This window comes from Cupriavidus sp. GA3-3, from assembly GCF_000389805.1.
Lineage (GTDB): Bacteria > Pseudomonadota > Gammaproteobacteria > Burkholderiales > Burkholderiaceae > Cupriavidus > Cupriavidus necator_D.
In genome coordinates this window covers 136,277-159,956 of the sequence record NZ_KB944482.1, presented here as the reverse complement: position 1 = coordinate 159,956, position 23,680 = coordinate 136,277, and the positions used below count along the sequence as shown (strand labels likewise).

The window sequence follows — 23,680 nt, the reverse complement described above, 5'->3', positions numbered from 1 at the left end:
TTTCAGTGTTTGGGATGGCGGGACAGGAAATGCACCGGCATCCACCGGAGATCCACCGCAGATCACATTTCCGTCGCACGGTGGTTACTATATACCCGACACGCCGGCTTTGTCTGGAGTCGCCTTGGCCAGCGCGAGGCTGGCCCGGAGCGACTCCGCCTCACGGGAAAACGGGTTTATGACGAAAAACGATGACGTGCTGGTGACAGGCGCCTCGGGCTTTCTGGGCTCGGCGGTGGCGCGCAGGGCGCTGGCACGCGGCTTCCGGGTGCGCGTGCTGGTGCGCCCGCAAAGCCCGCGCGCCAACTTGGCCGGGCTGCCGGTGAGCGTGGCGGAAGGCGACATGCGCGACGCCGGCGCGGTGGCTGCCGCGCTGCAGGGCGTGCGCTACCTGTTCCATGTGGCCGCCGACTACCGGCTGTGGGCGCCGGACCCCGAGGAGATCGTGCGCACTAACGTCGACGGCACCCTGGCCGTGATGGAGGCCGCGCAGCAGGCCGGCGTCGAGCGGGTGGTCTATACCAGCAGCGTGGCGACGCTGCGCGTGGCCGGCGCGCGGGCGCCGGTGGACGAGACCGCGGCGCTGCGCCCGCACGAGGCCATCGGCGCCTACAAGCGCAGCAAGGTGCTGGCCGAGCGCGTGGTCGAAAAACTGGTGGCCGAGCGCGGCCTGCCGGCGGTCATCGTCAACCCGTCCACTCCGATCGGCCCGCGCGACGTGCGGCCGACGCCGACCGGGCGCATCATCGTCGAGGCGGCCACGGGCAAGATCCCCGCCTTTGTCGATACCGGCCTGAACCTGGCGCATGTGGATGACGTGGCCGAAGGGCATTTCCTGGCGCTGGAACGCGGCCAGGCCGGCGAGCGCTACATCCTGGGCGGCCAGGACGTGATGCTGCAGCAGATGCTGCGTGACATCGCGCAGCTGTGCGGCCGGCGCCCGCCGACCATGCAGCTGCCGCGCTGGCCGCTATACCCGCTGGCGTACGGGGCGGAGGCGGCGGCACGCTTTACCGGCAAGGAGCCGTTCATCACTGTAGATGGACTCAATATGTCCCGGTACCGGATGTTCTTTACATCAGACAAGGCGCGCAAGGTGCTGGGCTATCAGCCGCGGCCATACCAGGAGGGTTTGCGGGACGCGCTGGAGTGGTTCCGGGCGCAGGGGTATCTCGACAAGCGCTAAGCTGGCAGGGAGCGCTCAGGACCGCACCGGCGCCTGCGCCCGGCCCTTCCACTGCCCGCCGCGCCGCAGCCAGTAGCGCCGTGCCGAGTCGATGGTTGCCCCCAGGTAGAACAGCGCCGTGACCGGCAGCAGCGGCGCCAGCCACGCCGGCTGCCGGTATTCGCGCAGCATCGGCAGGTAGGCCAGGGTCATCGCGCCCCAGGCCAGCCATGCCGGCCACAGCCGCCAGCCGAGCGCCAGCACCGGCGGCACCAGGTAGGTCAGCACCATGCCCGCCACCGCGCCGGCCAGCAGCAGCGGCGAATAGCGCAGCTGGGTGTAGGCGCTGCGCGCGATCATGTCCCACAGGCTGCGCCAGTCGTTGTAGGGCCGCAACGACACGCTGTCGTCGGCCAGGTCCAGCCGGATCGCGCCGCCGGGCTTGATGCGCGCGGCCAGGCTGCAGTCGTCGATCAGCTCGCCGCGGATGGCGGCAAAGCCGCCAATGCGCGCCAGCGCCGCGCGGCTGGCCAGCATGCAGCCCCCGGCCGCGGCCGCCACGCGGCAGCGGGCATCGCGCACGCGGGCGAAGGGGTAGAGCTTGGCGAAGAAGAAGACAAAGGCCGGCACGATCAGCCGTTCCCAGGCGGATTCGCAGCGCAGCCGGACCATCAGCGAGACCAGGTCGCGCCGTTCGTGCTCGGCGCGCGCCACCAGACCGGCCAGCACGCCGGGGCCGTGCCAGATATCGGCATCGGTCAGCCAGACGTAGCGGGCCTGCGGGGCGATGCGGTCGGCCGCGGCCAATCCTTCGGACTGCGCCCAGACCTTGCCGCTCCAGCCGGCCGGCAGCTCGCGAGCGCCGATCACGGTCAGCCCCCGCGGGCGCGCGGTGGCCGCGGCGGCGGCGCGGGCGATATCGGCGGTGCCGTCCTGGCTGTGGTCGTCCACCACCACCAGCGCCAGCCGGCCCCGGTAGCGCTGGCCCAGCACGCCGGCCACGGCGCGGCCGATCACGTCGGCCTCGTTGCGGGCGGGGATGACCGCGACCACCTCCGGCCAGGCTGCGGGATCCGGTGCGGCAGCCGGCTTGCGCACGCGCCAGAAGCCCGCGCGGGCAAAGATCAGCACCAGCCAGACCGCCAGCGACAGCAGCGACAATGCCAACGCAAGGTGCATGGGCCGGCCCTACTTGACGAAGCGCCGCGCCAGCCGGGCCAGCCGCGGCACGGTTTCCGGGCGCAGCAGGCGCGCGTCGTAGCCGGCCATGCGCCGGTCGTTCTCGGCCAGGCACAGGTCGATCATCGCGCCCGGCGTCAGGGCTTCGCCCAGCGCCGCCGAGCCGTTCATGGTGAAGTTGGCGTCCTGGGCCACGCCGTCGGTGTCGATGCCGCGCGCGATGCCGATGCGCTCCCAGACCAGGAAGGCCCACACCCGCGCCACCTTCAGCGCAAACAGCGGACGGCGCCACCACGGCAGGGTGCGCCGGTACCAGGCGGCCCAGTTGACGAAGAACAGGATATGCCGGCCTTCCTCCTGGATCACCGGCTCGAAGGTCTCGACCAGCTCGGCGGGGAAGAAGCCGGAGCGCCTGGCCGCGGCGAACAGGCCGAAGGCGAAGAAGCTGTCGATGCACTCGCTGTAGCCGGTAACCAGCCAGCCCCATTCCGGATCGTCCGGGGGCGGGTAGTCAGGCTCGGGCGCGAGCGCGATGCCGTAGGCCTCGACCAGTTTCGACAGCACCACCTTGTGGCGCGCCTCTTCGCCGCCGTCCATTTCCAGCGCGATGCGCAGCAGCGGATCGCTGACGGTCTGGGCAAAGGTCTTGACTCGGATCGAGGCGCGGCCCTCGGTCTGCACGGCGATATCCCAGATCGGCAGCGAGGTGACGCGGCGCAGGGCCTCCGGCGACAGCTTCGGCCAGTCGATCACGGCGGGTTTGTAGGGGTTGTGGGTCTGCAGCAGCATATTGCAGAACATCTGCAGGTGCTGCGCGGAGCCGATGCGTACCGGCCCCGCGGTGGGGTCGGTCCAGTGGCGCATGGCATGGTCGGCCTGCTCGACGGCAGTGCGCGCGACCGTATCGGCAACCGCGATGGCGCGGGCCTCGGCATCGGCGGCGCTGTTGCGCGGCGGCGCAGCCGCCGCGTTGCCAGCAACCTCAGTGGTCTCGGACATTCGGCCCCCTGGCGTTGGATTGCCCGGGAGCCATTGTAGCGAGGCGCGCCGGCCGGCGCACCCCGCTGGCTACGGCAAGCTCAGGCGCGGTAGCTGACTGGCCCGCGCGAGCGCATGTCCAGCGCGTAGTAGCACACCGTCAGCAGCACCAGCCAGCCCGGGCCCACGTACAGCGCCACGCGGGTCTCCGGGAAGTAGGCCATCAGCGCCACCACCAGCGCCAGGAAGGCCAGCGCGATGTAGGAGCCATAGGGCCAGAACGGCATGCGGAAGGCCAGCGCCTTGCGCTCGGCCGCCGACAGGCTGCGGCGGAACTGGATCTGCGTGACCAGGATGATGGCCCAGGTCCAGACCGCGCCGAAGGTGGAAATCGCCGTCACCCAGACGAAGACCTGCTCGGGCACCAGGTAATTGAGCAGCACGCCGCACAGCAGCGCGGCGATCGACACCAGCAGCGCGCGGCGCGGCACGCCATTGCGGTCGACCTTGGCAAAGGCCTGCGGCGCCTGGCCCTGCTGCGCCAGGTTGTACAGCATGCGCCCGGTGCTGAAGATGCCGCCATTGCACGACGACAGCGCCGCGGTCAGCACCACGAAGTTGATGATGCCGGCGGCGGTCTTGATGCCCAGCCGCTCGAAAGTCAGCACGAACGGGCTGCCCTGGGCGCCGATCTCGTTCCACGGATACAGCGACAGGATCACGAACAGCGCGCCCACATAGAAGATCAGGATGCGCCAGAACACCGAGTTGATCGCGTCCGGGATCGACTTCTTCGGGTTGCGCGCCTCGCCGGCGGTCAGGCCGATCATCTCCACGCCGAGGTAGGCGAACATCACCATCTGCAGCGACATCAGCACGCCGGAGGCGCCGTTGGGCATGAAACCGCCGTGCGCCCACAGGTTCGAGATGCCGGTGGCGATACCGCCGTTGCCAAAGCCGAACACGATCATAGCGCCGCCGCCGATCAGCATCAGCACGATGGTGACGATCTTGATCATGGCGAACCAGAACTCGAACTCGCCATAGGCCTTGACCGCCATCAGGTTGACCGAGCCCATTGCCGCCAGCGCGGCCAGCGCCCAGATCCAGCGCGGCACGTCGGGGAACCACATGCCCATGTAGATGGCCACGGCGGTGATCTCCGCCACGCAGGTCACCAGCCACAGGAACCAGTAGTTCCAGCCGGTCAGGTAGCCGGCCAGCGGGCCCATGTGGTCCTGCGCGTAGCGGCAGAACGAGCCGGCCACCGGGTTGTGCACGGCCATTTCGCCCAGCGCGCGCATGATCAGGAAGATCACCGCGCCGCCGATCAGGTAGCCCAGCATGATGGCGGGGCCGGCCATCTTGATGGCATTGCCGGCGCCCAGGAACAGGCCCACGCCGATGGCCGAACCCAGCGCCATCAGCCGGATATGCCGTTCGCCCAGGCCGCGTTGCAGATGTTCTGCGCTTGCACTCATGTGTCGTTGTCTCCGTGTCATCAGAAAGGCCGCGCCGGCCTTCGTGGGGCCGGCGGGAGCAGCTATTTTCTCGTCCGCGGCGGGCCGTAAACGGAAAATAGCGGGCAGGTTAATCAGATAACCGGGGTATTTGTTGCTGAATTCGTGGTGAAAATCAGGAAAAATTGCTGACGACCTGAGCGGCGACACCCTCGCGCGCAATCGTGTGGCTCGATGGGCTGAGTGCAGCCTTGCTATCCGTGTGCGGACACCCGCCCCGCCCCGGGCGGCTGCCCGAAGCGCCGCGTGAAGCTGCGCGAGGTGGTCTGGCGCAGTTCAGGCTGCGGCGGCGCCGTCGTAGGCGGGATAGTCCGTGTAGCCCTCGGCGCCGCCACCGTAGTGGTGCGCGCGGTCCGACGAGGCCAGCGGCCAGTTGTTCTCAAGCCGGGCAACCAGATCGGGGTTGGCGATGAACGGCTCGCCGAAGGCGGCAATGTCGATCAGGTCATCGGCAATCAGCTGCTCGGCGCGTGCGCGTGTCATGCCACCCGCAAGGATCAGCGCACCCGTGAAGCGACGTCGGAACCTTGCCAGGAAGTCGCCCGGCGTGGCCGAGCTGCCGCGCGTGCTCTGGTCCATGAGGTGGACGTAGGCGATATTCCGCTTCGAGAGCTCGTCGGCCAGATGGAGATAGGTCTGCTCCAGCTCAGGGTACTCGGCCATGTCGCCCAGTCCGCCATAGGGAGACAGGCGGATGGCCGTGCGATGCGCGCCGATCCGGGCTGCCACGGCGTCGATGGCAGCCAGTACAAAGCGGGTACGGCCTTCCAGCGTGTCGCCACGGAATTCGTCGGTGCGGTCGTTCACCGTCGGGTTCAGGAACTGTTCGATCAGGTAGCCATTGGCACCGTGAAGTTCCACGCCGTCGAAGCCGGCGGCGATCGCATTGGCCGCGGCTTCCGCGAAATCGGCGATTACGCCGTAGACCTCACCGCTGGCCAGCGCGCGCGGCGCGGATACATCGACCGCACCGGGCGTGCCGTTGGCGGTATAGCCCCAGGCCTTGGTGTTCTTCGCAACCTGGTCGGTTGCGCTGACCGGCTGGATGCCGCCAGGCTGGATCGAGACGTGGCTCACCCGGCCGACGTGCCAGAGCTGCGTGAAGATCGTTCCGCGCTTCGCATGCACCGCGTCGGTCACCTTGCGCCAGCCTTCAACCTGTTGCGGCGTGTAGAGGCCCGGATTGAACAGGAATCCCTGCGCACTGGGCGAGATCACCGTGCCTTCGGTTACGATCAGGCCGGCGTCGGCACGCTGGCCGTAGTAGAGCGCGTTGAGATCGTTGGGCACCCCGTCCGGGTTGCGCGAACGGGTCAGCGGCGCCATGGCGATCCGGTTGGATAGCGTTTGCTCGGCCATGGCAAAGGGCTTGAAGAGGGGGCTCATTTGTGCTCCAGGGAATGGGTTTCGATGGAGCGCAGTTTGCCCGGTTCATCTTTGCAGATTAAGCCGTGTATCGGTCAAATACTTTTGATCTGGCATCAAATATGAAAACTAGCTCTCGAACGGCTTCTGGCCAAGCACCTTGACCACATACTCGACAAAGCAGGTGATGCGGGACGCCAACGCGGTGTTGCGATAGTAGACCGCGTTGATCGACTGGCGCACATCGAGGGTCTGTTTCGCAAACAGCTGCACCAGCCGCCCGTCTTGCCGATCGTCGCGCGTCATGAAGTCCGACAGGCAGGCAATGCCCTGGCCGTTCAGGGCCAGGCTCCGGAGGGTCTCGCCGCTGGACGAGGCGATGGTTGGCTTGATATGCAGCACGCTGCCGTCGTCGTCGCGCAGCGGCCAGTCGTTCAGCGATTCCGGCTGCGTGAAGCCCAGCAGCGCATGCTGCGCGAGCTGCGCCGGCTTGGTGGGCGTGCCGTGGCGCTTCAGGTAGCCGGGACTGGCCAGGATGCGGATTCGGCTGGTGCCGATGGGGCGCGCATGCAGCGTTGAGTCCTTCAGCTGGCCGATGCGGAACGCCACATCGGTGCGCTTTTCGATCAGGTCGATGATGCCTTCGTTCGAGTTGAGTTCCAGTTCCACTTCCGGGTAGCTGGCGCGAAAGCCCTCCAGCAGCGGCACGATCACATGCAGCATGAACGGCGTTGCCGCATCCACCCGCAAGCGCCCAACCGGCCGCAGGCGGCGCGCCGCGATCTGCTCTTCCGCCTCGTCAACCATCGCCAGGATGGCGCGGGCGTGTTCCAGGAATGCCGCCCCTTCCTCGGTCAGCTCCAGCCGCCGCGTGGTTCGCCGCAGCAGCGTGGTCTGCAGTTTCTCCTCCAGCCGGCCCAGGGTGCGGCTGGCGGCGGAGACCGTCAGCTTGAGCTGCTCGGCGGCCGCCGTGATCGAGCCGGTGTCCACCACGGCGGCAAAGGCCAGCAGTTCGTCGATGGTCGTCTTCATTATTGATTTCAAATCAAATGAATTTCCCTTATACACGGCTTTATCCGCAAAGGTAAGGGCGGCAAACTGCGTGCATTCGAGTTTCCTTCATAGGAGTTGCACCATGAGCGTTCCTTCATTTGGTGTCGGGACTTTCCGCCTGACCGGCCAGGCCGTGATCGATTCGGTGCGCAACGCGCTGGACCTGGGCTATCGCGCCGTCGATACGGCACAGATCTACGGCAACGAGGCCGACGTCGGCCAGGCTATCGCCGAGGCCGGCGTGAAGCGCGATGAACTGTTTGTGACCACCAAGATCTGGACGGCGAACTACGCCGCCGGCAAGCTTGTGCCGAGCCTGCGCGAAAGCCTGGACAAGCTGCGCACCGACTACGTCGACCTGACCCTGATCCACTGGCCGGCGCCGGGCAATGGCGTGGCGCTGCCCGAATACATGGCGGCGCTGGCCGAAGCCAAGGCGCTGGGCCTGACGCGGCAGATCGGTGTTTCCAACTTCAATATCGCACTGACGAAGCAGGCGCTCGATGCGGTTGGCAAGGGCGAAATCGCCACCAACCAGATCGAACTGAGCCCCTATCTGCAGAACCACAAGCTCGCCGCGTTCCTGAAGGAGCAGGGCATCGCCGTGACGTCGTACATGACGCTGGCCTACGGCAAGGTGCTGAAGGACCCGGTGCTGGCGCAGATCGCGAACAAGCACCGCGCCACCGTCGCGCAGGTTGCGCTGGCATGGGCGCTGCAACTCGGCTATGCGGTAATTCCATCGTCGACCAGGCGCGAGAACCTGGCCAGCAACCTGCTGGCGCGCGACCTGAAGCTCGACGCCGACGACATGGCCCAGATCGCCGCGCTGGAGCGCAACGGCCGCGAGGTCAGCCCCGAGGGCCTGGCCCCGGCCTGGGACTGAGGAGGCCATGATGTCCGATACACACGATCCGCTGTTCCAGCCGCATTCGCTGGGTGCCCTCACGCTGCCCAATCGCATCGTGATGCCGCCGATGACGCGTTCGCGCGCAAGCCAGCCCGACGACGTGCCGAACGAACTGATGGCCGAGTACTACGCGCAACGCGCCAGCGCCGGCCTGATCGTCAGCGAAGGCACCTGGATTTCGCCGCTCGGCAAGGGCTATGCGTGGACGCCCGGCATCCACACGCCGGCGCAGGTCGCCGGCTGGCGCAAGGTCACCGCTGCCGTGCATGAAGCGGGCGGGCGCATCTTCGCGCAGCTCTGGCACGTGGGCCGCCTGAGCCATGTCAGTCTGCTCGATGGCCACGCACCGGTGTCGTCGTCCGCCATCCAGGCGCACGGTGTGAACGTGTTCGTCGCCGATCAGGATGGCAAGCCGGGCTTCGTGCAGGCATCCCACCCGCGCGCGCTCAAGGTGGAAGAGATCCACGCCATCGTCGACGAATTCCGCCAGGCCGCGCGCAACGCGATGGCGGCCGGCTTCGACGGTGTGGAACTGCACGCGGCCAACGGCTATCTGGTCAACCAGTTCATCGACTCGGAAGCCAACAACCGTACCGACGAATATGGCGGCTCGCTAGAAAACCGCCTGCGGTTCCTGGGCGAGGTGACGCAGGCGCTGATCGAGGGCACGGGCAGCAAGGACCGGGTCGGTATCCGCCTGGCGCCGCTGACCACGCTCAATGGCTGCGTCGACGCCGATCCGGAAACCACCTATGCGGCCGCGGCAAAGCTGCTCGGCGAGCTGGGCGTGGGCTACATCCATATCGCCGAGGCCGACTGGGACGATGCGCCACATATGCCCGCCGCATTCAAGCAGCGGCTGCGCGAGGTGTATCGGGGCACGCTGATCTACGCCGGCAAGTACACCGCGGAACGTGCGCAGGCCGCGCTGAACGAGGGATGGGCCGATCTGATTGCCTTCGGCCGGCCGTTCGTGGCCAACCCCGACCTGCCGGAGCGCCTGCGCGCTGGCGCGACGCTCAACCCCCATGACCGCGACACGCTGTTTGGTGGTGGTGCACGCGGGCTGACCGACTATCCCGCACTGGCCGCCAGGGCGGCCTGAGTGGAAATCAGGAGATTCAGAATGTAAACACTGGCGCAAATCGCCGCTGGCGGCGAAATCGTCATCAACGGCATGCCGCCACGACGTCGCGCATGTCCGCGCTGTCCAGCCCTTCGGTAAATGCGCCGCGGATCTGGTCCAGCAGTTGCCTGGCCGGCTCGGGCCTGCCCTGGCGTTGCCAGAGCCGTGCAAGGCTCAGTGAGGCCCGCAACTCCAGCGACCTGGCATTCTGCTTGCGGGCTACCGTGATCGCCTGGTGAAAACACGCTTGCGCGTCATCTTCAGACAGAAGGCCATCAGAACGGCAGCCGTGAAGGATCATCTCGCCCTTGACCCGATGCCACTCAGCTTCGCAATAGTGCTCACCGGTCCTTTGCACCGCGTCTTGCGCTTCGGCTAGCGCGTCCAGGGCTGAATCCACCTGTCCCATGCGTGCGTAGATCTGCGCCAACAGTTGCTGGAAGTGCGAATGCCCCAGCGCCGCGCCGGTAGCGTGGTACGCCGCCAGCCCCTGGCGCATCTGCGCGATGCCTTGCTCATGCTGCCCTTGCTCGGCCAGGGCCCAACCGCGCAGGAAGGTCGACCAGGCAAGCCACACGGGGAAGCCCTGCTCGCTTGAGAGCGCGATGGCCGCGTCGGCGCACTCGAGCGTGAGCCTTGGGTCGCAGCGGAACTGGTGCAGCTCGGCCGCCAGGCAGAGGCCATGCGCGAGACTGAAGGGATGGCACAGCTGCCGGGCCAGCGTGAGCGAATTCTGTGCTCGCTTGCAGGCCTGGTCCGGATAGCCGAGATTCCACAGGACCAATGCCGAAAAGGATAGCGCCCGTGACTCCGGGTCGACGCCATGCATATTCACATGGACGTGATCCGGTTTGGCGCCATAGAGGGCGAGCGCATCTCGCAGGTGGCCATCGGAGGCCCTGAACTTCCCGCAGTAATACAAGGTCGTGGCGAGCGAGACATGGGCCTCGCCCAATAGCTCCGGGTCCTGCGTCTTCCTGGCCTGGGCAAGCAGTTGCTTGCCCAGCTTGTAAGCCTTGCGATGCTCGGCGCGCAGGGAGAAATACGTGCGCAGGCCGACCAGCGTGGGAAAGAGCTGCGGGGTCTCCCCGACCTCACCGCACAGCGCCAGGGCACGGCTGTAAGTGGTTTCGACCTCGGACGAGGCAAAGCCCCTGGCGGCGATCAGCGCCGGCCCGATGGCAAGGCGCAGCGTGAGTTCCTGGCGGGCGCGTTCGGGCGAATCGGGCTGGCGCTGGAGCAATTCCAGCGCGGCATTCAGGTGGCGGATCGCTTCGTGGTACGCGGAGCGCTGCACTGCCTGCTGGCCGGTGCACTGCAGGTACTCGACGGCCTTCGGTTCATTGCCGCTCAGGCTGTAGTGCCGGGCCAGCTCGCTGTAGTGATCCTTCAGCTGATGCTGGAACAGGGCTTCGATTGCCTGCGCCGTGCGTTGGTGCAGCGCGGTGCGCTCCTCGGTCAGCAGCGAGCTGCCGGCGACTTCCTGGGTCAGCGCATGCTTGAACATGTACTCCGTATCCGGGAATGCGGGCCGCTCGTAGATGAATTCGCCGGCCTCCAGCCTGGCCAGCAGCGGCTGCAACTGTTCCTCCGGCTGGGAGACCACGCGCTGGATCAGGCTCAGGGAAAACTCCTTGCCGATCACGGCAAGGCTCTGCAGCAAGTCTTTCTCGGGGCGGGGCAGCCGGTCGATGCGGGCGGCCAGTACGCCCTGGACCGTGGTGGGAATATGCAGCGCGATCGGGGTCTGCTCGATCCGGTAGTGGCCAGGTTCGCCGAGCAGGGCCTTCTCCTCGGACAAGGTCTGCACCACTTCCTCCATGAAGAATGGATTGCCCTCGGTCTTGTCCAGGATGAGCCGCTTGAGCGGCATCAGCGCGGGATCGTCGCCAAGCAGCGCGGCGAGCAGTTCCTGGGCCTCGGCCTGGCCCAGCGGATCGAGCCGTAGCTCGGTGTAGCCGTCCGGCTGATGTCGGCCATGCTGGTACTCGGGCCGATAGTTGAGCAGCAGCAGGATCCTGGCACCTGGCAGGTGGCTGGCGAGGACATCCAGGAACGCCTCGGTCTCGCTGTCCAGCCATTGCAGGTCCTCGAAGATCAACTCGAGCGGCTGGTTGTGGCTCTCTCGGACCAGCAGGCGCGTGATTGCGTCGAAGGTGCGCTGGCGCCGGATGCGGGGATCCATGTTCGGCAATGCCGAACCCGGCTCGCTGATACCCAGCAGGAAAAGCAGGTAAGGCAGCAGCTCTTCCAGTGTGCGGTCCAGCATCAGCATCCTGCCGGCGACCTTCTCGCGGCACCTGCGCTCATCATCGAGCGGCTCGATCTGGAAATAATTCTTCACCAGGTCGATCAGCGGCAGGTACGCGAACGACTTGCCGTGCGACACCGAGAAGGTCTCAAGCACCATGCAGCCGCGCTGCGACAGCACCTTGAACTCATGGAACAGCCGTGACTTGCCGACCCCGGCCTCGCCGACCACGCCCACGATCTGCCCGTGTCCCGCCTTGGCCCGCTCCAGCGCGTCACGCAATTGCGCCAGCTCACCCTCGCGGCCTACGAACTGCGCCAGGCCGCGGCGTTGCGCCACCTGCAGGCGCGTGCGCAACACGCCCAGGCGCAGCACTTCATACACGGCAAGCGGCTCCCTAATGCCCTTCACCTGGGTTGCGCCCAGGGCCTTGAAGTCGAAATACCCCTCCGTCAGCCTGCAGGTCGCCTCGCTGACCAGAATGGACGACGGCGTGGCGATGCTTTCCATCCGCGAGGCAATGTTGATCGTGTGTCCTACCGGATCGTAGTCGGTATGCAGGTCGTCGCGGCGGATGGACCGCACCACCACCTCGCCGGTGTGGATGCCCACCCGGATCTGGAGCGGTATGCCTTGCTCCAGGCGGATGCGGTCGCCGTGGCGGCGCATCGCTTCCTGCATCCGCAGCGCCGCATACAGCGCGCGCTGCGGGTGGTCTTCATGCGCGATGGGCGCACCGAACAGGGCCAGTATGCCGTCGCCCAGCGACTTGGCGACATAGCCTTCGTAGTGGTGCACGGCCTCCATCATCAGCGCGATCACGGGATCGATCAGGCGGCGCGCTTCTTCCGGGTCCAGGTCGTGGATCAGCGCCGTGGAACCCGCCATGTCGGCGAACAGCGCCGTGATGGTCTTGCGCTCGCCGGCGGTCGCGCCCCTGGCTTCCATCGCCGCCTGCTGCGCCAGGATGCGTTCGACCAGGTGGCGTGGGGTGTAGTCGATGGGAGCGGGCGCCGCCGTCGGCTGGTTTTCATCGGAAGGGCCGACAGTGGGTAAGGCCAGCGATGCGCCGCATGCGGTACAAAACCTGTCGGCCGAACCCGAGTCGTGGCCACAGTGCGGGCAGCGTCGGCCCAGTCGTGATCCGCAATCCTTGCAGAACCTCGCGTCAGGAGGGTTCTCGGATCCGCAGTTTGTGCAGTGCATACAGACCTCGTCACTTCAGGTCCCTTCTCTTGATGATTAGACGCTTTCTCCACTTTGGGATCAATGGGCGGCTGCTTGGCCGTGTTTTTCAGGTTCGGCTTCAATTCGAACATTTCACGGACCTGGAACCCAAGACCCGCTCAGTATCCTCGCCGAGACGAGGGGCAGGCTTATAGATGGAAGCAGGCGACCTGGAGAACAGGGCCGTCGGGCGGGTGGTTACCACGTCGCCTTCGGTGGGGTGCGTCATGGTCTGGAACAGCCCGGTGCTTTGTACCTGGGGATGGGTCTGGATGGTGTGGATGGAATACATTTCCGCGACCGGGATATCCATCTCGCGGCACACGTCCATCATCTCTTTTGTGGTGTACCGCGCGGTGATGTTGCGCAGCTCCGCATAGATCGCCTGGATGTTCTTGTTGCGCTCGATCCGGCTGCTGATGTTGAACTGTTCGATGAATTCGCCGCGCCCGAAGCGGTGAAAGAAGGCCTTCCAGTGCTGCTCCGTATAGGGCAGCAGGGCGATGTACCCGTCCTTGGTGGGCGAGGGCTTGCGGCCGCCCTTGAGCAGGCGCGCATAGCCGGCGTCGCCAATGGGCGGCTGAAAGCCGTGGCCGCCCAGATGCTCCGTCATCGTGAAGGCGACCATTGTCTCGAACATCGGCACTTCGACGTACTGGCCTTCGCCGGTGCGGACCTTGTGGACGATCGCGCCCAGGATGGCGTTGGCCGTGGCCAGGCCCGCGATCTTGTCGGCCAGCAGGGTGGGCGGGTAGTCTGGGACGCCGCTTTCGTGTCCCACCAGATGGGCCAGGCCGCAGGCGCCCTGGATGATGTCGTCGAATGCGGGCTGGCCGGCAAAGGCGCCGCCCTCGCCAAAGCCGGTGGCGGCGCAGTAGACGATGCCGGGGTTGATCTGCGCCACCGAATCGTAGCCGAACCCCAGCCGCTCGATCGCCTTGATGCGGATGTTGTGCACCAGCACGTCGCAGCGGCCGATCAGCTGGCGTAGCTGTGCCTTGCCTTCTTCCGCCTTGAGGTCGATGCACACCGAACTCTTGTTGCGGTTGATATTCATGAAGGTGGAACTCATGCCGGGCGTGCGGCTCACGCCGTTTGCACGCATCAGGTCGCCCTCGGGCGGTTCTACCTTGATCACCTCGGCGCCATAGTCCGCCAGCACCTGGGTGGCGACGGGACCCAGTACCACCGCGGTCAGATCCAGCACGCGGATACCGGCAAGAGGGCCTCGGGGAGCGGTGGCGTCCGGCTTCTTCTGGTCGTTCGTCATGTCGCTTGCGTTCATGGTTGCCTCGCTTCTCATCGTTATTACCTAGAGCAGATTCGTTGTATCCACTCTATAGTGTTGCTTGTTCGCAAGCAAGTAAGGATAAACATGGATACGTTGCACGTCACGGTCGGGGACCTGCCACCCGAATGCGAGGCGCTCCGGGAGGAGGCAAGAGCCTTTGCCAGGGAGCACATCACAAAGTATTCACGCGTCGAGCGGGCACACAACTGGGCCGGCCGCGACCCGGATTTCTCCAGGAAGATGGGCGAAAAGGGGTGGCTCGGCATGACCTGGCCAACCGACATCGGCGGCGGCGGAAAGAGCATGCTGGAGCGCTATGTGATGCTGGAGGAACTGCTGGCCGTAGGTGCCCCGATGGGCGCGCACTGGGCCGCCGACCGCCAGATGGGGCCGCTGCTCATCCGCTACAGCCGCGACCAGCTTGCTCCCAAAATCATCCCGCAGATCCGCCGGGGCGAGGCGTTCATTTGCATCGGCATGAGCGAGCCGGACTCGGGCTCGGACCTCGCTTCCATCCGGACCCGCGGCACCAAGGTCGAAGGCGGCTGGAAGATCAACGGCCGCAAGGTGTGGACCTCGGGCGCGCACCATGCGCACTACATGGTGGCCCTGGTGCGCACCAGGGAACGTGGCGATGACCGCCACGCCGGCATGAGCCAGATCTTCATCGAGATGGACCGCCCCGGCGTGACGGTGCGGCCCATCGTCTCGCAGCTCGGCACGCGCATCTTCAACGAAGTGATCCTCGACGACGTGTTCGTGCCCGATGACCACCTGGTGGGCGAGGAGGGCAAGGGCTGGAGCCAGGTGATCAATGAACTGAAGTACGAGCGATCGGGCGCGGAGCGCTTCCTGAGCAGCACGCAACTGCTGCTGGAGATGCTCGATGCGGCGCAGGCAGGCAACCGTCAGCAGGCCGTGGCCATCGGCAAGGTGATCGCGCGCTATGCCACCTTGCGCCAGATGTCGCAGGGCATCGCACTGATGATGGCCGAGGGGCAGGACCCGTCGCTGGCCGCCTCCATCGTCAAGGACCAGGGGGCGCTGCTGGAGCAGTCGCTGCCCGACATTGCCTACGAGGTATTCCCCGACAGACTGGGGGATGGAAGCGAGTTCGACCAGGTGCTGAACCTGGTGACGCTGGCGGCGCCATCGTTCTCACTGCGAGGGGGCACGAGAGAGATTTTGCGCGGAATTATTGCGAAAGGACTGGGGCTGCGATGAGCGACAACATGATTGAAGAAACCGTCAAGCGACTGCTGGCCAACGAGGTGAGCCGCGAGCTGCTGACCGCTGTCGAGACCGGTGAATTTGCCGGCGCACTGTGGCAAGCCATCGCCGACGCCGGCATGACCAAGATTCTCTGCCGCGAGGCGCATGGCGGCATCGAGGCCTCGTGGCCGGAAGCGTTGTCCCTGTTCTACCAGGTCGGCTATACCCAGGCGCCGGTGCCGCTGTCGCAGGCGGTGGTGGGGCAGTACCTGGCATCGCGCAGCGGGCTGGACCTGGCGGCCGGCAGCGTGATTGCGCTGGCCGCCGGCGCGCAGACGCGGGCACTGGCACTGACCGGCAATGAGGCGGGGACGCCCGCCACCCTCACCGGCACGATGACAGCGGTGAAGTGGGCGCGCCATGCCCATTGGCTGGTGGTGGAGGCGGCAGGCCACGTCTGCCTGGTGGATGCCAAGGGGACTGGCGTGCGGGTGGAGCCAAAGGCCGATGCCGCATCGCTGCCGGCCGACACGGTGGTGCTTGACCATGCCCCCGTGGCGCATGTGCTGCCTGCTGGCATTTCCGGGCTGAGCCGGCCGCTGGAAGTGTTCTACGCCGCCACCACCGCCGCGCAGCTGACCGGCGCGCTGGATTACGCGCTGGACCTGGCGGTGCAGTATGTGAAGGACCGCGTGCAGTTTGGCAAGCCCATCGGCAAGAACCAGGCTATCCAGCAGCAGATTGCCGTGCTGGCCGGCGAAGTGGCCTGCAGCTACGCGGCTGCGGCCACCGCACTGCGCGATCTGCCCGCCATGCAGGAGGACAGCGCGCCCCAGGCTGAATTCAGCGCCGCGGTCGCCAAGGTGACGGCCAGCGACGCGGTGCGCACGGGTGCCTCGATTGCGCACCAGGTGCATGGCGCCATTGGCTTTACCTACGAATACCCGCTGAACTTTGCCACGCGGCGCCTGTGGGCCTGGCGTGCCGAGGCCGGCAGCAGCACCGAATGGGCAGAGCGCCTCGGCCAGGCGTTCATCCAGGCAGGCTCGGACCAGTTCTGGCCGCACCTGACCGCGCGCACCCTGCCGTCGGCGGATGCCCCGGCAACGCCGGCTGACCACCAAGCCCAACCCACGCATGCAGAAAGGACCGCCACCCATGTCTGAGACGCCGAACCAGGCCATCCTGACCAGCCGCGACGGCCATGTTGCCATCATCGAGCTGAACCGCCCGCCGCACAATTTCTTTGATGTGGAGATGATTGCCCGGATTGCCGACGAGCTGGACCGGCTGCAGGCCGACAAGACCTGCCGTGCGGTGCTGCTGCAGGCGGGCGGCAGCGCGTTCTGCGCGGGGGCGGATTTTTCGCGGCGCAATGGCGCGGAGGGGCGCAGCGCCTCGCGCATTAATCCCATCTATCTGGAGGCACTGCGCATCTTCAGTTTCAGCAAGCCGATTGTGGCCGCCATCGAGGGCGCGGCCGTGGGTGGCGGCCTTGGCCTGGCGCTCGCGGCGGACTTCCGGGTGTCATGCGCAGAGGCCCGGTTTTCGGCCAACTTCAACCGGCTCGGGATTCACCCTGGCTTCGCGCTCTCTTACACCCTGCCGGCGCTGATCGGCAAGCAGATGGCGGCGTGGTTGCTGTACACCGGCGCCCGCGTAGATGGCGCCCGCGCCAGTGAGCTGGGGCTGGTGGACTTCATCGTCCCCGAGGCGGAGGTGCGCACCGCCGCGATGGCACTGGCCCGGGAAATGGCCACTTCATCGCCGCGTGCGTTGCAGTCCACCCGCCAAACCTTGAAGGCGGACTCGCTCAGCCACATCCGCAACGCCATCTCGCGCGAGAGCGCGGAGCAGGCTACCCAGTTTGCGGGGCCGGACATGGCCGAGGGCGTGAAGGCCATGGCCGAAAGGCGGCTGCCGGTCTTTGAAGACTGAATCCGGCCAAGGCCAAACCATTTCGATATACAGGAGACAAGCACCATGCAACGGAGACAATTTGGCGCCACGCTGCTGGCGGGCGCGGCAGCGTTGGGTTTCCCCTACATCGCCCGGGCGCAGGGCAAGGCGATTCGCGTCATCGTGCCCTTCACGGCGGGCAGCGGCTCGGACGAGGGCGCGCGCTTTTACGCGGAGCTGATCGGCAAGGCGCTGGGACGCTCCATCGTGGTCGAGAACAAGCCGGGGGCCAGCGGCCTCATCGCCGTGCGCACTGTGCTGGCGGAGCCGGCGGACGGCAACACCATCCTGCTGGGCAGCAACTCGCTGATCGCGGTGAACCCGGTGATGGTGAAGGACCTGGGCTACGACCCGTTCAAGGACCTGGTGCCGCTGCACGGCCTGGCGATCTCCGCCGCCGCTTTTGTGGCCGGCAACGATTCACCCTACAACAGCATTGCGGATGTGGTGGCCCGCTACAAGGCCACGGGCAACCCGATCTCGATCGGCAATTATTCCGAAGGCTATCGCCTGGTAGGCGAGTGGCTGGCGCAGGTAACGGGTATCAAGACCACGCCCGTGCCGTACAAGGGCGGAGCGCCCATGGTGACGGACCTGATCGGCAACCGGCTGGACATCGCCCTCAACGACATCACCGGCATCGCCCCCATGGAAAAGGCCAAGAAGCTCCGCGTGCTCGCGATTACCGGCGGGGCGCGCGACAAGCTGTTGCCGAATGTCCCGACGATGAAGGAACTGGGCTATGCGGACTTTGAATCCTACGTGTGGTCGTCCTTCTCGATGAAGGCCGGCACCCCGCAGGACAAGCTCAAGGAGCTTGCCGCAGCGATTTCCGCCGCGCAAGGGACCGAGGCGGCAAAGGCATACCAGTCCAAGCGCGCGGGTACCTTTTTGAAGAAGGCGCTCGGCGAATTGGGGGAATTCCAGCGTGCGGAATACCTGCGCTTCAAGGGTGTGGCGGAAAAAGCCAATATCCGGCCGAGTTGAGCGCCTGGCCTTACTGCTGCGCCGGAAACTGCGCACGCAGGGCCTTGTGTCGACGCAGTTCTGAAAAGTGGCCCGTTCGCTTCGGTACAATTTGGGCGCCGTGCAGCTCCGCGTGAACAGACCCATATCCTGTTCAACGCAGCCACAACGGCGCCATGGACCATTACCACTGCTTCGAGACATAGCCGGCCGATCCATGCACCGGTCGGCGCGCCGCAGGCGACATATCGCTCACTACCTATGAAACAGCAAACCAGTCGCACCCAGGAGCAACGGCGTGAGGAGTCTGTCAGCCGTATGGTGCAGGCCGCAATCGAGCTGATTTCTGAAAAAGGCCTCGCCGGGCTGACGATGAATGAAGTCGGCACCAAGGCGGGCTATAGCCGCGGCCTGGCGCACAATCACTTCGGCTCCAAGGAAAAGCTGCTGGAGGAATGTCTGGAACAGCTCTCGCGTGAATTCAATGCCCAGCGCAAGAAGGACGGCAGCGATACCCGCGGCATTCACGGCATCTATTCGCTGGTGGACGCCTACACCCAGCGGCCGGAAAACGCGGTCAACAGTATCCGCGCGATGTTTTTCATCGTGCTTGACTCGTCCGTTGCCGACTCGCCGCTGCATGGCTTTGTCCACGACTACAACGAAAAGAACATGGCCTACGTCGAGTACAAGCTCAACGAGGCGAAGACCCTTGGGCAGATCCGGGCGGACGTGGACACAAAATCCGCGGCCTTCATCCTGATGAGCCTGCTGCGCGGTATCTCCGTGCACCGCCTGAACCGGGCTTCCATGGACCCTGCAGCCGTGAAGGCGGAAATCCTGCGGATGATCGGGGAGTGGTTGCTATAGAAGAACCATCGTCATGGCGATGTTGAGGGGGGGCTGAGGGCACCGGCGCCTCGGTCCGCGACGCCCTGCGCCGGCACTCGAGCGAGACCGGCGAGACGGTGCTGCTGGGCCGCCAGAGCGGCAAATAGGCTGCAATACCTGTCCGTCATTGCTGTTGCCGGATGCCGTTAAAAAGCCCGGGACGGTTTCTGCCAGGGCCAAGACACTCGCCGCAGGCATAAGTTCTGAGCCGAGGCCCGGCAGTGCCGCGAAGCGACCGACGTTCAGTGCATGGACGCGTTCGCTTCACTGTCGATCTGCTTGCGCAAAGTCGCGAAGCGCCTCTCCACATTGGCGCCGAATAGCGGATCGGCACTGGCCGGATCGATGGCGGCGACCTCCGCCCAGTCCGCTTCGGTCAGGAACCGGGCGGCGCGCGGCATGACCTGTTTCTCCTCGGTGGACAGATGGTTGCGGTAGTACACCAGGTACATGGCGGCGGCCGCTTCCAGTGCCGCTCGCGAGGTGACCACCTCGCTCTGGGCTTCACGCAGGCGGTCGAGCAATTCCGCGCCGACTGTGGCGATCACGCGATGTTCCTGCAGTAACCGGCTGATGATGATCCGCGTGCCGGGATCCCGGTCCACGAGCAGCGCGTAGGCAACATCCTCACGGGGGTGGTGCACGCAATCGCCATAGTTGCGCAGGTATTGGATGATCGTGGCCATCAGGCCGTAGTCGGGCTGCTCGCCCTGATGGAAGGTGCTGACCTGCTTTTCCAGCAGGTCGAGCATTGAGGCGAAATGGATATGGTCGGTATGCCAGGCGGCAAGCGGTGTCGGGCCCGGGGTGGAAAGCGCGGCGGAAGGTGAAGTTGGAAGCGAGGTGGCTAGTGGGGTGGCCATGGCGCCCTCCTGGGAAACTGGGCAAGCAGACCGTTGAGTCCGATGCGATATCGGGACTCGCGGGGCCCTATTGACACAATAGCTTCCCTGCATGATCTGAGTCTGACGCAGATCAATGCGGCGCTAAGCGCTCGGATCTCGCAAGGGGCGGAAGCCTTATACGCCGCACGTTCAACCTGCGCCGCCCTCCAACTCGCCTCGACGCGAGAGGGTCACCACGGTTAGTCCGGTGCCAGAATCGACTACCGCGCAGGCAGGCTAGCCGCGTGCGGCCGCCCGCCACGCCCCGGGCGGCTGCCCGAAGCGCCGCGCGAAGCTGCGCGTGAAGGTGGTCTGGTCCGGGTAGCCTGACGCCAGCGCGATCTCGGCCAGCGGCAGCGTGGATTGCGTCAGCAGCTGCAGCGCGCGGTCCAGCCGCAGCCGGGTCTGGTAGCGGTGCGGGGTATCGCCGAAGGCCTCGGCAAACAGGGTCTGGAAGCGCCGCACGCTCCAGCCGAAATGCCCGGCGACTTCCGCCACGAGCAGTGGCGCGGCCAGGTTGGCGCGCAGGTAGGCATCAACGGCCATCAGCGGGAATACCTGCTCGTCGCCGGGCATGCCGAGGCAGTCCGCCAGCGCCGCGGCCAGTGTTGCCGCCAGGTGCCAGTCGGTCTGCGGCCCGCGTGCTGCTGCGGCGGCGCGCCATGCCGCCAGCGCGCGCACGCGGCTGCCGAAGGCGCCGTCCAGCGGGAACGTGCGCGGGCGCGTCATCAGCCGCGCGGGCAGTGCCACCGAGCGCGCCGGGAAGTCCGCCACCAGCTGCAGGTTGCCGTCCAAGCCCAGGAATTCATGATGGCTGCCGGCCGGCACGATCAGGCCGGTGCGGTCGTCCACGCGATAGACGTGGCCGTCGATCTCCAGCTCGGTGGCGCCGGCCAGACCGAACAGCAACTGGTGGTAGCCGTGCTGGTGGCCGTCAGGCTGCGGGCGGTAGCGCCGATGCTCGACCAGCGGCGAGGCTTGGGGTTCAGCGGGCTTCGGCATGCCGCAACCTGCCAGGGGTCTGGCACAGCCAGACGCCCGCGCCGGCCACCGCCATGCCCAGCGCCTGCACCGCATCCAGCCGTTCGCCGAACAGCAGCCAGGCCTGCAGCGCGGCCAGCGGCGGCGCCAGGAACATCAGCGCCGCGGCATTGGCGGCCTGGCCACGCCGCACCAGGCTGACCAGCAGCCAGGTGCCGGCGCCCGACAGGCCGATCGCCGCCCATGCCAGTCCGGCCCACAGCGCCACGCCACCATGCCAGTGCAGCGGCGCGTCGGCGGCCTGGATCGCCACCATCGCGGCGGCTACCAGCATGGCGCCCAGGTTCTGCCAGGCGGAACTGGCGCGCAAGTCACAGGCGGCGATGGCGGGCTTCTGCAAGAGGGTTCCCATGGTGATGGAGACAATGGCCAGCACGCCCAGCAGCACGATCCAGGGCGACAGGGCCGACGCGGCCGGGTGAATGCCGGCCTGCATCGCCGGGGCGACCACCAGCGCGACGCCGAGCGCACCCAGCGCCAGGCCCTGCCACGTCCGCCTGGAAGGTAGCTCCTTCAGTAGGGGGATGGCAAGCAGCGCGGTCAGCAGCGGCTGCAGCGCGCCTAGCAGGGCCATGATCGTCGGCGGCAGGCCCCTGGCCACGGCGCCGTAGCCGGCGCACAGGTAGATGCCCTGCATCAGCGCGCCTGCCAGCAGGTGGCGCGGCGCCTCGCGCAGCGGCGGCCAGGCCGCGCGCGCCGCCAGCGACCAGGCCACGAACATTAGCGCCGCCACGGCAAAGCGGCCCAGCAGGAACAGGCTGGTATCGGCCAGCGGCACGATGGCCTTGCCGACGATAAAGCCGGTGGACCAGATCAGGACAAAACCAACGGTGGGCAGCCAGGCGGCAGCGGACAGGGGGCGCGACATGCAAGCAGGCGTTTCCGCCGGGGGCGGGATCGGAGGGACAGAGCGCAAGGCTAGCCAGGCAGCGCGCCGCTGTCTTGGCAAATCCGGCAATCGGCGTGCTGAAAGCACTGGTAACACTCCGGCGGCGCCTCCGGGTCAACCAATGTGCGCTTGCCACGTAACATAGTGATGTTGATCGAACAGGGCGAGGAGCAAGGCATGAATCCGGCGCAGCATTCGAGACAATCCGGCCGGGGCGCGCTCGCCGCCTGGCGGGCCGCCGCGGCACTGGCACTGGCAGCGTGCCTGGCCGCCTGCGCCCAGGTGCCGGCCGAGGCTGGCGGCAGCACCGCCGCCACCGACCTGCGCTGGCTCAACACTGTCACCTACGGCGCTGACCAGACCACCCTTGGCGACCTGCGCCGGCTGGGCCGCAAGGGCTTCCTCGACCAGCAACTGACGCTGCCGCTGGCCGATCCGCCCGAACTGGCGGCCGTCATCGCAGCCTTGCCCAACCTGCAGGCCGATGCCGCCGCGCAGATCCAGTCCGCACGCGACGCCCGCCAGCGCATCGACGCGCTGCCCGACGACGACAGCAAGCAGCAGGCCCGCCAGGCGCTGAACGCGCAGGGCCGCGAGATCGTGGCCGATGCCGCGCGGCGCCACCTGCTGCGCGCGCTGTATTCTCCGGCGCAGCTGCGCGAGCAAATGACGTGGTTCTGGATGAACCATTTCAACGTCTACTCGGGCAAGGGCCAGGTCCGGCTGCTGCTGGCCGACTACGAAGAGCGCGCCATCCGCCCGCACGCGCTGGGCCGCTTCCGCGACCTGCTGATGGCCAGCGTGACCGCGCCGGCCATGCTGGTCTACCTCGACAACGCCCAGAGCAGCGCCAACCGCATCAACGAGAACTACGCGCGCGAGCTGATGGAGCTGCATACCATGGGCGTATCGGGCGGCCCCAGCGGCTCCCGCTACACCCAGCAGGACGTGCAGGAGCTGGCGCGCGTGCTGACCGGCGTGGGCGTCAACCTGCGCGGCACGCCGCTGCCGCGGCTGCCGCCGGCGCGCGCGGGGCTGTACCGCAGTGAGGGTTTGTTCGAATTCAACCCCGCGCGCCATGACTTCGGTGCGAAGACGCTGCTGGGCCAGCGCATCGAGCCGGCCGGCTTCGACGAAGTGGCGCGAGCGGTGTCGATCCTGGCGCGCGAGCCGGCCACCGCGCGCTTTATCAGCGCCAAGCTGGCCGCCTATTTCATCGCCGACAACCCGCCGCCGGCGCTGGTCGAGCGCATGGCGCAGACCTTCACGTACACCGATGGCGATATCGCCGCGGTGCTGCGCACCTTGTTCCTGGCGCCGGAACTGGACCGGCAACTGGCGGCGCCCACGCGCAAGTTCAAGGATCCGATGGTCTATGTGGTGTCGTCGATGCGGCTCGCCTATGAAGGTCGTCCCGTGACCAACCTGCGCCCGGTGATGAACTGGCTGAACCAGCTCGGCGAGCCGCTCTACGGCCACGTGGCGCCGGACGGCTATCCATCGTCGGAAAGCGCGTGGGCCAGCTCGGGCCAGATGGTGCGGCGCTTCGAGATCGCGCGCGCGATCGGCTCGGGGCCGGCGGGACTGTTTGCAGGCGATGGCGCGAGGCCGCGCGGCGCGCGCTTTCCGATGATCGGCAACAAGCTGTACTTCGACACCATCGAAGCCACCCTTGGCCCCGCCACGCGCGCCGCGCTGGGCCAGGCGGAATCGCAGGCCGAATGGAATACCGTGCTGCTCGGCTCGCCCGAGTGGATGCAGCGCTGACAGGGA

19 protein-coding genes are annotated in these 23,680 nt (G+C 66.7%); 9 read left to right on the top strand and 10 right to left on the bottom strand.

The genetic code is table 11. The features are described from left to right. Positions 1-178: 178 nt before the first annotated feature. Positions 179-1,186, top strand: a complete 1,008-nt coding sequence (gene hpnA / locus C265_RS18655) for a hopanoid-associated sugar epimerase (protein ID WP_010810968.1) — start codon at positions 179-181, stop codon at positions 1,184-1,186. Between the two features lie 15 nt (positions 1,187-1,201). Here hpnA and C265_RS18650 read toward each other — a convergent pair whose 3' ends face one another. The 5 genes from C265_RS18650 to C265_RS18630 form a co-directional block, all read right to left on the bottom strand. After that, on the bottom strand, positions 1,202-2,344 hold the full coding sequence (locus tag C265_RS18650) for a glycosyltransferase (RefSeq protein WP_010810969.1): 1,143 nt from the start codon (positions 2,342-2,344) through the stop codon (positions 1,202-1,204). Positions 2,345-2,353: 9 nt separating this feature from the next. Next, positions 2,354-3,343, bottom strand: a complete 990-nt coding sequence (locus C265_RS18645; protein WP_010810970.1) for a hypothetical protein — start codon at positions 3,341-3,343, stop codon at positions 2,354-2,356. Between the two features lie 80 nt (positions 3,344-3,423). Beyond that, positions 3,424-4,803, bottom strand: coding sequence for an amino acid permease (locus C265_RS18640; protein ID WP_010810971.1), 1,380 nt, complete (start codon positions 4,801-4,803; stop codon positions 3,424-3,426). Positions 4,804-5,118: 315 nt separating this feature from the next. Next, positions 5,119-6,228: an alkene reductase gene (locus C265_RS18635; RefSeq protein ID WP_010810972.1), complete on the bottom strand. Its 1,110-nt coding sequence runs from the start codon at positions 6,226-6,228 to the stop codon at positions 5,119-5,121. A 108-nt stretch (positions 6,229-6,336) separates the two neighbouring features. Beyond that, positions 6,337-7,239: a LysR family transcriptional regulator gene (locus tag C265_RS18630; protein ID WP_010810973.1), complete on the bottom strand. Its 903-nt coding sequence runs from the start codon at positions 7,237-7,239 to the stop codon at positions 6,337-6,339. 103 nt (positions 7,240-7,342) lie between these two features. Here C265_RS18630 and dkgB point away from each other — a divergent pair, with 103 nt between their 5' ends. Both dkgB and C265_RS18620 read left to right on the top strand, forming a co-directional pair. Continuing rightward, complete coding sequence (dkgB, locus tag C265_RS18625; protein ID WP_010810974.1) at positions 7,343-8,146, top strand: 2,5-didehydrogluconate reductase DkgB; 804 nt, start codon at positions 7,343-7,345, stop codon at positions 8,144-8,146. 7 nt (positions 8,147-8,153) lie between these two features. Further along, the gene (locus C265_RS18620; protein WP_010810975.1) at positions 8,154-9,275 is read left to right on the top strand and encodes an alkene reductase; all 1,122 of its coding nucleotides are present in this window, start codon (positions 8,154-8,156) and stop codon (positions 9,273-9,275) included. Positions 9,276-9,339: 64 nt separating this feature from the next. Here C265_RS18620 and C265_RS18615 read toward each other — a convergent pair whose 3' ends face one another. Both C265_RS18615 and C265_RS18610 read right to left on the bottom strand, forming a co-directional pair. After that, entirely contained in the window at positions 9,340-12,753 is a 3,414-nt protein-coding gene (locus C265_RS18615; RefSeq protein WP_037024683.1) for an adenylate/guanylate cyclase domain-containing protein, read from the bottom strand. A gap of 100 nt (positions 12,754-12,853) precedes the next feature. Next, positions 12,854-14,059 (bottom strand): CaiB/BaiF CoA-transferase family protein, encoded by a 1,206-nt coding sequence (locus tag C265_RS18610; RefSeq protein WP_010810977.1) that lies wholly within the window; start codon positions 14,057-14,059, stop codon positions 12,854-12,856. 90 nt (positions 14,060-14,149) lie between these two features. On the opposite strand from C265_RS18610, the gene C265_RS18605 reads away from it, so the two are divergent. The 5 genes from C265_RS18605 (at position 14,150) to C265_RS18585 (ending at position 19,072) form a co-directional block, all read left to right on the top strand. Next, positions 14,150-15,289, top strand: a complete 1,140-nt coding sequence (locus C265_RS18605; protein WP_052181649.1) for an acyl-CoA dehydrogenase family protein — start codon at positions 14,150-14,152, stop codon at positions 15,287-15,289. Between the two features lie 8 nt (positions 15,290-15,297). After that, a complete protein-coding gene (locus C265_RS18600) occupies positions 15,298-16,443 on the top strand; it encodes an acyl-CoA dehydrogenase family protein (RefSeq protein ID WP_231881461.1) in 1,146 nt (381 codons plus the stop codon). After that, positions 16,415-17,215, top strand: a complete 801-nt coding sequence (locus C265_RS18595; RefSeq protein ID WP_234788085.1) for an enoyl-CoA hydratase/isomerase family protein — start codon at positions 16,415-16,417, stop codon at positions 17,213-17,215. Before C265_RS18600 ends, C265_RS18595 begins: the two co-directional genes overlap by 29 nt. A 45-nt stretch (positions 17,216-17,260) precedes the next feature. Continuing rightward, positions 17,261-18,223, top strand: coding sequence for a tripartite tricarboxylate transporter substrate binding protein (locus tag C265_RS18590; protein WP_010810981.1), 963 nt, complete (start codon positions 17,261-17,263; stop codon positions 18,221-18,223). A 240-nt stretch (positions 18,224-18,463) separates the two neighbouring features. Then, the gene (locus tag C265_RS18585; RefSeq protein ID WP_231881459.1) at positions 18,464-19,072 is read left to right on the top strand and encodes a TetR/AcrR family transcriptional regulator; all 609 of its coding nucleotides are present in this window, start codon (positions 18,464-18,466) and stop codon (positions 19,070-19,072) included. A 263-nt stretch (positions 19,073-19,335) separates the two neighbouring features. Here C265_RS18585 and C265_RS18580 read toward each other — a convergent pair whose 3' ends face one another. The 3 genes from C265_RS18580 to C265_RS18570 all read right to left on the bottom strand — a co-directional run bounded on the left by C265_RS18580 (position 19,336) and on the right by C265_RS18570 (position 21,886). Beyond that, a complete protein-coding gene (locus C265_RS18580) occupies positions 19,336-19,956 on the bottom strand; it encodes a hemerythrin domain-containing protein (protein WP_011617678.1) in 621 nt (206 codons plus the stop codon). Between the two features lie 258 nt (positions 19,957-20,214). After that, positions 20,215-20,979: an AraC family transcriptional regulator gene (locus tag C265_RS18575; protein WP_010810984.1), complete on the bottom strand. Its 765-nt coding sequence runs from the start codon at positions 20,977-20,979 to the stop codon at positions 20,215-20,217. Then, a complete protein-coding gene (locus tag C265_RS18570) occupies positions 20,963-21,886 on the bottom strand; it encodes a DMT family transporter (protein WP_010810985.1) in 924 nt (307 codons plus the stop codon). Before C265_RS18570 ends, C265_RS18575 begins: the two co-directional genes overlap by 17 nt. A 198-nt stretch (positions 21,887-22,084) precedes the next feature. On the opposite strand from C265_RS18570, the gene C265_RS18565 reads away from it, so the two are divergent. Then, a complete protein-coding gene (locus C265_RS18565) occupies positions 22,085-23,674 on the top strand; it encodes a DUF1800 domain-containing protein (protein WP_037024764.1) in 1,590 nt (529 codons plus the stop codon). Positions 23,675-23,680 lie beyond the last annotated feature (6 nt).